9 protein-coding genes are annotated in these 11,905 nt (G+C 45.1%); 2 read left to right on the top strand and 7 right to left on the bottom strand.

Features of this window, described 5'->3' with window-relative positions; genetic code table 11:
• Window positions 1-22: 22 nt before the first annotated feature.
• A complete protein-coding gene (gene sigK, locus AC1DUA_RS17410) occupies window positions 23-724 on the bottom strand; it encodes an RNA polymerase sporulation sigma factor SigK (RefSeq protein ID WP_127452517.1) in 702 nt (233 codons plus the stop codon).
• A gap of 278 nt (window positions 725-1,002) precedes the next feature.
• On the opposite strand from sigK, the gene AC1DUA_RS17405 reads away from it, so the two are divergent.
• Both AC1DUA_RS17405 and AC1DUA_RS17400 read left to right on the top strand, forming a co-directional pair.
• Window positions 1,003-1,305, top strand: coding sequence for a hypothetical protein (locus AC1DUA_RS17405; RefSeq protein ID WP_477500971.1), 303 nt, complete (start codon window positions 1,003-1,005; stop codon window positions 1,303-1,305).
• A 187-nt stretch (window positions 1,306-1,492) separates the two neighbouring features.
• Complete coding sequence (locus tag AC1DUA_RS17400) at window positions 1,493-2,314, top strand: phytanoyl-CoA dioxygenase family protein (RefSeq protein ID WP_477500970.1); 822 nt, start codon at window positions 1,493-1,495, stop codon at window positions 2,312-2,314.
• Here the strand turns inward: AC1DUA_RS17400 and AC1DUA_RS17395 are convergent.
• The 6 genes from AC1DUA_RS17395 to AC1DUA_RS17370 all read right to left on the bottom strand — a co-directional run bounded on the left by AC1DUA_RS17395 (window position 2,305) and on the right by AC1DUA_RS17370 (window position 11,118).
• The gene (locus AC1DUA_RS17395; RefSeq protein WP_477500969.1) at window positions 2,305-3,189 is read right to left on the bottom strand and encodes an AraC family transcriptional regulator; all 885 of its coding nucleotides are present in this window, start codon (window positions 3,187-3,189) and stop codon (window positions 2,305-2,307) included. The two genes, AC1DUA_RS17400 and AC1DUA_RS17395, sit on opposite strands and share 10 nt — an antisense overlap.
• A 164-nt stretch (window positions 3,190-3,353) precedes the next feature.
• On the bottom strand, window positions 3,354-5,546 hold the full coding sequence (locus AC1DUA_RS17390) for a family 78 glycoside hydrolase catalytic domain (RefSeq protein WP_477500968.1): 2,193 nt from the start codon (window positions 5,544-5,546) through the stop codon (window positions 3,354-3,356).
• A 48-nt stretch (window positions 5,547-5,594) separates the two neighbouring features.
• Window positions 5,595-7,541: a helix-turn-helix domain-containing protein gene (locus AC1DUA_RS17385; RefSeq protein WP_477500967.1), complete on the bottom strand. Its 1,947-nt coding sequence runs from the start codon at window positions 7,539-7,541 to the stop codon at window positions 5,595-5,597.
• Between the two features lie 107 nt (window positions 7,542-7,648).
• Window positions 7,649-9,283: an extracellular solute-binding protein gene (locus AC1DUA_RS17380; RefSeq protein ID WP_477500966.1), complete on the bottom strand. Its 1,635-nt coding sequence runs from the start codon at window positions 9,281-9,283 to the stop codon at window positions 7,649-7,651.
• An 82-nt stretch (window positions 9,284-9,365) separates the two neighbouring features.
• On the bottom strand, window positions 9,366-10,241 hold the full coding sequence (locus tag AC1DUA_RS17375) for a carbohydrate ABC transporter permease (protein ID WP_477500972.1): 876 nt from the start codon (window positions 10,239-10,241) through the stop codon (window positions 9,366-9,368).
• 16 nt (window positions 10,242-10,257) lie between these two features.
• Window positions 10,258-11,118, bottom strand: coding sequence for an ABC transporter permease (locus tag AC1DUA_RS17370; protein ID WP_477500965.1), 861 nt, complete (start codon window positions 11,116-11,118; stop codon window positions 10,258-10,260).
• Window positions 11,119-11,905 lie beyond the last annotated feature (787 nt).

Here is an 11,905-nt window from a genome sequence, read left to right as displayed (position 1 = left end):
TCATTAGACACGCTCGACTGACCTACCGCTTTGCTTTATAAAATTCATGGTACAGCTTCATCAGCGCCCGCTTCTCAATCCGTGATACATAGCTGCGGCTAATGCCCAGCTCCTTCGCAATCTCCCGCTGCGTTCGCTCTTCCCCGCCAAGCTCCAAGCCGAATCGCCCAACAACGACTTCCTTCTCACGGTCATCCAAAATCTCTAAGTTCCGATAAATCTTGCTCTTCTCTATTTTGAGCTGCACTTTATCCACGACATCGTCGGCTTCCGTGCCGAGGATATCAATCAAAGTAATTTCATTCCCCTCTTTGTCCGTTCCGATGGGATCATGCAAGGACACATCCTTGCGTGTTTTCTTCAGCGAGCGAAGATGCATCAAAATCTCATTCTCGATACAGCGAGCCGCAAAAGTCGCAAGCTTCGTACCCTTATTAGGTGAGAAAGACTCGATTGCCTTAATTAATCCGATCGTTCCGATCGAGATCAAATCCTCTAGATCTTCACCGGTATTGTCGAATTTTTTTACTATATGGGCAACTAACCGTAAATTGTGTTCAATCAATTTATTTCTAGAATAATCATTGCCTTCGGCCATCAATCTAAGATGCTTTTCTTCTTCTTCTTCCGTTAAAGGTTGTGGAAACGCGTTATTTTTGACGTAGGATACAAGTAATGTTAACTGCTTGATTAAAACAGCAATTGCACTGAAAATTCCAGGCATTCCAGCCACCCCCTCATTGTTAGCGGATCYTAGTTGTTTCGGAAGCCTCCGCTTTAAAGATTAGTATTAGTGTATGTGGGTTTGTGCCTAGAAGTGCATGTACGCAATAACAACTTGCATCAATTAGTCTTTCGAGGTCAGCTCGTGCCTCATCAATGAGCCTCCTGAATCGGTGGCACCATCGCTTTATTCATAAACCTGCTTCCCCTCCTCGCTTAACCGAGTTTTTTATAGTAGAATGATGTCTCAGCAATACTAAACGAGTATGGGGTGTTTGAATGTCCATTAATTTCACAAAAGCGATTACTAATCAGTTACAGCAAGAAATTGCTGCCATAGAAAGCAAAAGCATAAACGAGAAGAAAAAGAAAGAAAAAGCTCAATCTAAAATTAATCAACTGCAAAGAGATATGAAGTTAAGTCAATCGCACAGCGATTTGAGCAGCAAAATGACACGCATAAATAAGTTAAACGAAGAAATCAAAAACATTAACCGTATTCAAGCTGATCTCTCCAAGCAGTTAGTTACGAAGAAGGCTTCACTTAAACAGCAACAAGCCAAAGAGCCCCTACAAGACTAGGGCCTTATAAAAAGATAGCGGCAGTTTATGACTTGAACAAAGTCCTAGACTGCCGCTTTTTTATAGCCTACCCTCAGCTAATCTGCCTGAATCATCGGCGAATCCTCCTAGTTCTTACCGAGAATTGCTTTTATACTTATCTTAAAAGTGAACGCCAAACCAAACCAATATGGAAAGGACGATCGCCATGAATGAACAGCTATTCGGCCAACACCCGACAGACCGTTGGATCTCTCAGGATCAAATTGATTTTTATCGAGAAAACGGATTCGTTCAAGTCAATGATTTGCTGGATGGGGATGAGCTTGCTGCATTACGCGAATATATGGAGGAGTCGATGAGTGCGAAGGAAGGCTTATCGGTGAAAACGGGGAAAGACAACGCCGCATATGCCAGAGTACTTAATCAGAAGGTGAACACCTGGAGAGATCACGGCGGCATGGCGACTTTCGCCTTTCACCCCCGATTTGCGGAAATTGCCTTACGTTTGACAGGTGCGAAAGGAATTCGTTTTTTCCACGACCATGCGTTATGGAAAATGCCTGGTGACACGAATGCCACGCCATGGCATCAAGACTCTCCGAAGTGGCCGATGAATGAGGACGGCTGCATGAGCATCTGGATTGCGCTCGATGATGTGGATGAGAATAACGGCTGTATGATGTTCGTACCGAAATCTCATAAGGTCGGGAAATTAACGAACATCTCGTTGCATGATCCCGTTAATATTTTCGACTTTGTTCAGGAGACCGAGTTGGCTGAGCGGAAGCCTGTAATGGTACCTTTGAAAGCGGGCAGTTGCACTTTTCATGACGGCCTTACTTTTCATTATGCTCATGCGAATAAAACCGATAAACCTAGACGCGCATACGCAATCATCTATATGCCGGACGGAACTACTTATAACGGGAAACCTCACATGGTTTCGGATGGGCAGCCATGTACGCCAGAAGAACCGCTGCGCGGGCCTATGTTCCCGCTGCTTGCCAAAGCACCTGCTCAAAGATGATCCTTCCGATACTGGCGGGGAGACATGCCGATCCACTGTCGGAACGTACGATTGAATAAGCTAACGTCCTCAAAGCCGACCTCCTGGGCAATATCGATCATTTTGAACTCTGTCTGTACCAACAGTCGTTTGGCGGCCATAATTCGCATGTCATTGCGGTATTCCAGAAACGTCCGACCTGTATTCGCTTTAAACTTGGCCTTGAAGGTGGAGACACTCATCCCGCACAGACGGCTAACCTCGGCCAGCTTAAGCTGCTTTTCCAGATGACATTCAATGAAGCGGGCGATTTGTTCCATCGCCTGCTTTTCTGATGTGCTGGCAAGCCTTACGTTTTCGTTGTTCTTTCGGTTGCAGCGGCTTAGAAAAACGAAACATTCCACCAGCTTGGATCGGATCATCGATCGGTAACCATGGTCTTTTACTGTAAACTCCCGAACAATTTCGTCGAGCAGTGACTTCAATTCACTCTGCTCGACTGGAGACAGCCACAGCGAGGGTTGATCTTTGACCGTTTGACGCATAAAAGGAACGACATAATAAAAATCGAAAAATGAGGAGTCTTCCTGCAGCCTTTCCAACTCGTGGAAAATCAAGGACGAATGAAACAAGACATTATAGACAAGAAGCTGTTCACTCTCCCCCACTCTGTACGAGTGTTCCGTACCGGGTTCAATGACGAACGCATCCCCTGTGTGAAGCCTGTGTTCAATTCCTTTATAGGTATGTAAGCCGCCACCTTCGACGATGTAGACAAATTCAACGAATTCATGGCTATGCGGAGCTACGTACCGTCCTCCCGCAAGTTCGTAGGGGGCCGCATAAAAAGGAAATGCATCGCTTTCTAGAAAGCGGTCATTGGTATGATTAACCAAAAGCCTAGCCCCCCTCTACTTTTGCCCGCAATGACAGGTTTGTCCGGTCTGTCAGGTCTGTCAGGTCTGTCCAGTCTGCCCGCTCTTTCCGGTTTATCCTGTTTTCCCTGTTTACCCGGTTCACCCGGTTTATCCTGTCTGCCCAGTCCATCCAGTCTGCCCGCTTACTCCGCCCTAATGACAGTAATATTCGGCGGGAAGCTTTCGGTCCACACCCCGTCGTTGTAACTGAGCTCAATCTTGCCGGTTGGAACACGTAACTGCAGCGAAAACGACGTCCAACTCGCCGGAAGTTGTGGGCAAAAAGCGATTTCTTGCCAACCCGGCTTAGCAGGCTTTAGGCCGATAATATCTTCAATCAGCACAGGAACGGGTCCGCTTGCCCAAGGGTGGCATAGGCTGGTGTTCCATTTCTGTTCCTTACCCCACGCCTCGAAGCAGGTAGTTGCTCCTTCTTTCAGCATGTTCCCCCAAGAATGCTCATCATCTGATGAAAGCAAATCATAGATCAATTCATACTCCCCCACCTCCGCAAGTGCCTTCATAACGAAGTAGGAGAAATAAACGCCGCATGCGAATCGTTTGGTCCGAATCATGTCGACGATAGCGACGACGGATTTCTCAGGAGCGATGCCATATAGTAAAGGGAGCACATTGGCATGCAGGGCATGATGCTTACTAGTCTCCGAATCCTTAAATAAGGCTTTCTCCTCATCATAGAAAACCTCTATGAAGCTTTGCTTTAATTTGGGCAAACGATTCTCATAGTCAACACCCAGCAAATCCCGCATCTCGTTTACGGTACGCACGCACCCGATGTATAGTGCATTAAGCACATTATGGCAGCCAGGACCTATAGGCTTGGTTAGTTCAAAATCATAATTATCGCGTAACCCTTGCGGCCAATCGACAAGATTCCATTTGTCCGTAACACCCTGCAGCAAGCCATCTTCACGCTCAAATTTCTCAAAATGTTGCAGCAACCCTTCCGCATACGGGTACATCTCTTGAAGGAAGGCCATATCTCCACTGTAATTGAAATACGTCATTACTTGCATAGGCCACTGCAAAGAGAAATCAGCTATTTCCTGCATGAAATGTCCCGGTACAACAGCCATTAGCCCTCCACAGACAGAAGAACTGCGTCCGAATTGCTCAATAGCCTTGCGATACAGCCGTAAATCGCCGCTCAGCAGCATATGCGAATGACCAATGATCGTATTGTCACCCAGATATTGACCCTTCTCTCGGCTAGGACAGTCCACATAATTTTCTTGAGCGCCATATCGGACTCCGTTTTTGCAAATATGGAAAATCTGATTCATCCGTTCATCCGAGCTATTAAGTAAACAGCTTTGTTCATCCAATGGGTAATGTCTTACCATAGCATGGAAGGATGCAGGGCTCAGTGATTCCTCCGGTCCTTGCACCTCCACATAGCGGAATGCCTTGTAATCAAACGTTTGGAAGAAATCGCTGCCACCGGATAATGTCCACTGATCATAGTAAAGGCAATTGCAGCGCATTTCGTAGCGTACCGCCTGATCCCCCGGCATCAGCTCTTCTCCGGACCATATTTGCACTTCTTCTCCCGCYTTTCCATGTGCCATCATGGCGAATTGACCCGTCAGTTCCCCGCCGAAATCGATTAAATAATGACCAGGTGCTAGCTGACGGACATGCGATGGCTCCTTTGCATAGACGTCAACTAGCGGAGTTGGCTGCAGAAAAAAGGTATAATCGATATTTTCCGTCGTTTCTGCTTGCTGCCAATCCGAATCGTCGTAGCCGACTTCTGTCCACCCTATCTCTGATTGCCTTGCGTCCAAATGCTCAGTGAATTGCGTGTCGTAGCCGAAAGTCACACCGCGCTGATTATCGTGTACCCGCTTCGCTTTCCACGTACGATCTGTTTTAACCAGCAAATTCTCGCCAGCCCACAGTTCTGCCAGCAGACCTTGCCGGTAGTCGGCGCTGTTATAAGCGCGATTCAACAACCCCTGATAGTAGACATGAACGGCAATGACATTTCCCCCTACTTTTAAACGTGAACGAAGATCTATACGATTGAAATAGTAATGGTTCGCGTCACTTTGAGCAGGACCCTGCCCAACGAACTCGCCATTGATATACAGCTTGTAATAGTCATCTGCCGTCAGATGAAGCCAGATCTCCTTCTCATCCACGCTTTTCTCATCCAGCACAAACACGGTTCTTGCATACCAATGGTGATGTTGTAAATCCAATGGATGTGATTCTACTACGAATTCATCAAGTTCTTTATGGTGGAAATTAGATTTTGGCAAATCCATAAAAGAACGATCCGTCAACCAACTTGCCTGCCACTTTTTTGACAACTGAACCATCTCCTCTTGAAAAATGACATACACACCGAGTTCACTGAGTTATAGTGTTTTTTCAATGAAGCGTTTCTTCCGGAAATCACTCGGTGGGAAACCCGTCAGTTTCTTAAATGCCCGGTTAAACGAGAAATAATGCTCATAACCAACCAGTCCGGCGATATCCTGTATCGAAGTATCCGTGTCTTCCAATAGCTGCTTCGAATGATAGATGCGCAGCGACGTTAAATAATCGATAAAGTTTTCACCGGTTTCTTCTTTAAATAAGCGGCTGACGTAATTTTTACTTAATGAGAATTGCTCTGCAAGCAGTTGCAGGGACAGGTCTGCATTGGCGTAATGAGTATCAATATAGGCTTTCACATCGTGAATCAACAGCCTGTGATTTTTCGTTTCACGCAGCTGCTTCCATATCTCAGCGACGGTGCTGAGCCGCTCCACAAGTATCTTCTTGATATCTTCCATCATTTCGAAACGGTCAATTGCTTGGGAAATAGGAATAAGTGCCTCCACCCGCCAGGACTCGGTATACTCACTCGGAAATTCGGATAATTCACGTGTAAAAGTAAAGGTCATATAGTAAAGCAGGTTCTTTAATTCGTCCCGGGTATACAATTCGCGATTGATCGCTTTGAAAAGAAAATCGAACTGGTTATACCATTCATCGTTTCCACTCTTATATAACTGGACAATTGTACGGATCAATTGCAAAATATCAAACAGCTCGGTCTCCGTCTGCCGAGTTATGACCTCATAGTGAATCACTCGGTTATTTCCAAATGCGGAGCGGTATTGTACCGCCTTATCAGCCTGCTCATAGGATTCACCGATATCCTCTGAACGCTCCGTCTTTCTCCCTACTCCGATCGTTACTGTGAAGGCAAGATTGGATTCTACCCACGACCGCATACTCTCACAAATCGTACTAATATCAGCCATTGAGAGTTCGCCGTCAGCGCCAAAGAGTATGCTCATTTTATCAACGGATATCCATTCACTCCAAATCCCTATCCCATACTGCTCAGCCGTTTCTTTGAACACATTCGACAGTACAAATTTCAGCAGCACCTGATCGTTCAAATAGTCGGTAATTCGGCTTATACTCGCATCGATTGGTCTCGCATATCGTTTGGACAAATAAATAATTAGGGCTGAGGCAATCAGAACCATAACAACTCCGATAATGATCCAACTGTAGTAGAGCTCTGAGAAAATCCCATAATGATACGATTCTTTGATACCGCTGTTAAACGTCCAACCCGTCTCTTCAAACTTCAAGTTAAGGATATCCTTATTGGCTTTTACTTTGCTTTGCCCGATTAATTGTCCTGCCTGATCTACTAGTGTAATTGAACTAATTGAGTTTACAGAAATGCTTTGCAGCCAAGAGGCAAGACTCGATATATCGATATTCACAATGAGGATACCACTCGGCTCTGTTAGGAATGGGACTTTTTTAACGAGAGAAACAACTTCAATGTCATAGGGCTGAGAAGGAAGTACTTTATAGCTTCTTACATTCGTCCAAATGCTAGGAAGTGGCTGCTTCAACTGCTCCTGTACGAAATTACTATCACCAAAATCGGCAAGTGGCAGATACATCTCCGTACCGAGTACCGTCTTATCTATGTTGCGGTAAAAATAAATAGATTGAATGAACGGAAAACCAGCCTGAACTTGCCTGAAGAGTTCCGCAACCTTATTGCGCAGTAAATACGGATTGGCATCCGACTCGTAAAGTTGAAACATGTACTGATTAAACTCTCTATTATTAACGGTTGCCGCATTCACATTCTGATCGATGTTGCCGAGAATCGAGTTAAGCTGAAGCATGGTATAGCGCGTAAATGCTTCATTTGCACTCACAGTTTGCGTTTGGGACTGCTTATTCATCGTCATGAAGAAGACAAAAAACAGGACGAAAACAAGCAAATAGACAATTGGCAAATAGGTTGTAACCAAACGGTAAAACCAAGAGTGTTTCTTTAACATTGGCATGTTCTCCTCGGGCTTCGGAATGAAAAGGCGAAACCGTCTAATAGGGACGGTACGTACAAGGCTGCCGGCAGAAATCTGCCGACAGCATTCTCCATACTCTTTTAGTTAAAATTCATGGAAAATAAATCGTTCTGAGTCACCATCGTGTCCTTATTCTTCGTGTACCAATCTTGATACCAGGCTTCCAGCTTATTCCCATCCGATTTCTCCCAAATCTTGATCGCATCCTGCTTCGCTTGCGCCGAAGAATACGAGGCTCCGCTGACAATTGCTTTATTCCATAGATCCCCAATTGGGTTACTGGCAGAATCAAGCAAGTTCTTGGAGATGAACTGCATGTCAGCAGGAAGCGTGGGCATGAAACCACCAAGCATGATACTGGCTAACGGACGGTCCTTCGAAATATTCAGGCTGAAAATATCTTTACCGAGATCGTAAAACTCCTTCTGAAGTGGATTGCTTTGATCAAAACCCTTCATCGTCGTATCAAACTCGTTATACACATATTGGCCGCCTAACATGCGGAAGTCTCCCAACCAGTCCAGCTCTTTCTTATTTTTATCCGCATTAATCGGAACCTCTTTGCCATTGTCAAGCTTGTAATGTGTGCCTTCAATGCCACTATAAGTTGTTTTGACCCACTCCGGTGAGCTCAAATAATCAATCACTTTGATTGCAGCTTCAGGATCTTTCGTTTTGGCGTTCAAAACACCTGTCAATTGCACCGGTGGATTGAAATCAGGTGAAAAGCTGCCATACTGGCTGGATGGAAGAGCGATGGCCACAAGCTTGGCATCCGGAACATTTTTACGCAATGTTTCATATAGAGAGGTGAAAACTTTGTACGAGCCTGCACCTGTATAGATACCAATCTTGCCTGTAACAAAGTCCTGTTCAGCTTTCTTGCCATTCTTATCAGTCAGAAAATCTTTATCAACGATGCCTTCATCAAATAGCTTCTTGCGGAATGCGTTAGCAGCCTCTGCGCGATCCCAATCCTTAACCCACTTGCCGTCTTTGATAATCCAGGTTACATTTTGGAACATTGGATCAATTAAGCTGCCGCCACCGGCCAAATTCATGCCGTAGGTATCCTTCTTGCCATTACCATCTGGATCTTGCGTTGCAAACGCTTTCGCAACTTGCAATAATTCATCCGCCGTCTTTGGCGCGGTTAACTTCATCTTATCCAGCCAATCCTGCCTAATTACGGTATAGCTGTACGGCACATAACCAAGAATGCGGCCAAAGTCATAAATCTTACCGTCATCCCTCGTGCTCAGCTTTTTGAGTAGCGGAAATTTATTTAAGAGTTGCTTGTAAGTTGTGCTATGTTTATCGATCAAATCTCCGATTGGCATAATCTGCTTCTGTAAATACAGCTGATTACGGAATCCCACATCGTATTCTAAAATAACATCCGGCGCTGACCCCGACGCGACAAGTGTATTCAGCTTGTTAACGGATTCTGCTCGCGGTATGGGTGAAATCTTTAAATTTACGCCGGTTTTCTCCTGGATAAATTTGGTCCAGATATTGTTTTCGGCTGTTCCGAGGTCTGGAGCAATCGTTCCCCGATCATAAAACGACATCGAGAGGTTCATGGCACGCGCAGATGCTGATGTAGGTGAAGATGAGGTTTGAACTACTCCCGTCTTACCATCGGAGCAGCCGACCAGTGAAGTTGCCGTAAGCGTCAACGCAACTGTGGAGATAACTAGCGCTTTTTTATTCATATAATAACCCTCCTGTTTCATATTGTATACAAGCATTCTTCTTTTAGGAAGAGCAGACTTGTCAGAGATCCACATGTTCGAACTATCCTTTAACAGAGCCAATCATTAYGCCCTTAACGAAGTACTTTTGCAGAAAGGGATACAGGATAAGCATGGGGACAATCATGACAAATACCCCTGCCGCCTTAATCGATTCCGGTGTAACGGATGTGAGATCCTCCGAAGAAGTGTTGGCGATTTCCTGCAACAGCTGCTGGCTAGAAATCATTTGCTGAATAAGTACGGCGAGCGTATTCTTACTGGAATCGTTGATGTAAATCATGACACTGAAAAAGGAGTTCCAGTAGCCAACACCATAGAAAAGTGTTAGTGCGGCGAGCACGGGCAATGAAAGCGGTAGAATCATCTGAAGCATCAGTCTGATCTCTCCACAGCCATCGATGCGGGCAGCTTCTTCAATTTCCTCTGGAAACCCGTTAAAGAAGGAACGCATGACCAACATGTTATACACGCTTATTAGTCCAGGCAGCCAAAGTGCGCCATAGGTATTTACCAATCCGAGTGATTTAATGACCAGATAGGTGGGAATTAGCCCTCCATTGAAAACCATGGTAAATACAATAAGCATTGTGAAAAATTTTCGACCGTACATAAATTTCCTTGATAAGGGGTATGCCCCTAAAATGGTGAATAACATGCTGAGAACCGTTCCAACTAGTGTCACCTCGATGCTATTACGAGCCGCTTGTAAAATCCGCGTGCCTGTAAAAAGCTGATGATACGTCTCGAAATTCCATCCAATCGGCCACAAGCTGACAAATCCGGATACAATGGCATCATTCGTACTGAGCGACAGAGCAAACATATGCAACAGTGGGAGTAAGCAGCTGACAGCGATAATTCCAAGAAGCACATAATTTAGTACATAGAAAAATTTTTCAGTAACCGAAGCTTTTATGAGAATACACTCCCTTCTACCAAAGACTATTGCCTGTTCGTTTGGCTATCACATTGGCTGCAATGACGAGCACTAAGGCGACCATCGACTCGAAAAAGCCCATTGCCGTAGCTAGACTAAACTGGCCACCATTAATCCCCACCCGAAAATTCCAGGTTGAGATAACATCTGAGACAGCGGATACCGCCGAATTCTGCATCACATAAATTTGGTCGAAGCTGACCTCCATGAAATGACCAACCGATAGAACAAACATGATCGCGATGGTCGGTAATATAGCTGGCAGGGTAATACTCCAAATTTGCCTTAACTTGCCTGCACCATCCATGCTAGCTGCTTCATACAGCGCCGGGTCAACCGCAGCAAGAGCTGCCAAATAAATGATGGCGTTCCAACCTGCTTCCTTCCATATCCCACTGCCCACAAATATGGCTATCCAACTGTTCTCTTTGTACAAAAAGGGATAAGGCGTTTCTGACCATTGGGTAACAAAATGATTCAGAACCCCTTTTTCCTGGGCAAATACGAGGGCAATAATGCCGCCTAAGATGACCCAGTTAAGAAAATGAGGTAAATAAACAAGGGTTTGCACCAGCTTTTTAAACCACAATTTCCTAGCTTCGTTCAAAAGGATGGCTAAGATAATGGGGAAGGGAAACCCGACAACAATTTGTAGAAAGCTCAGAATAATCGTGTTGCGGATAATTCGCAGCATTTGAGGTTGCGAGAACAGAATCTCAAAGTTTTTGAAGCCTGCCCAGGGACTTCCGAACACGCCATCCGCAAAATTGTAGTCTTTAAAGGCAATAACAAGACCCCCGATAGGTGCATAGCGAAAGATAAGGAAAAAGGCTAACGCCGGTAAAAACATAAGCATAATGGGAACATTTTGCCGGAAACGCATGCGATCAAATGCCTGTCTCCTATTGAGTTTCCCAGATACTGAAGTATTGAGTAGCTTCTCTATTTCTCTCACCTTCCTTGAAATTTGATTTTCAATATTTGATCTCGATAACAATGAATCGTTTTGCTGAACTCTGGACTTATCTTATCTCGTGATCATCTTCCTCTCAATTCACACATTTCCTTGTAGATCACATTTCTTACATCTTCATCCGATCTCACCTTTTTCACCTACCTCAATTATTTCACTATGCGGAAGGAGATAAAGGCCCAAAACCCTCCATTATTTCATTATGCGGAGAGAGATAAAGGCCCAGAATCCTCCATTTCTCATCTGGAGGGCTTTGGGCCTGAGAGAACGCTTCAAGAACGCTACCCGTTCCTGGGAAATCCGCATTAGTGCTCGATTATTCTGCGAACATAGATGGAACGGGATTTCCAGTACTGCTTGAAGAACGCTTAAAGCTCGGTTCAATACCGCTTGTAAGCCGTAAGTATCCGTGCTGCTTACGTCGTGTAACGATGTTTTTCATCGTTACCACACGCTCCGCGCGCTTCTCTTAAAGTGCAACGATGTTTTTCATCGTTGCACGAGCATCCCCCCGCGTATCCGTGCTGCTTACGCCATGTAACGATGTTTTTCATCGTTACCACACGCTCCGCGCGCTTCTCTTAAAGTGCAACGATGTTTTTCATCGTTGCACGAGCATCCCCCCGCGTATCCGTGCTGCTTACGCCATGTAACGATGTTTTTCATCGTT

The sequence above is a fragment of the Paenibacillus sp. 01T422 genome (assembly GCF_056398785.1).
The sequence above is the reverse complement of the archived record's forward strand: the minus strand, read 5'-3'. Positions and strand labels throughout refer to the sequence as shown.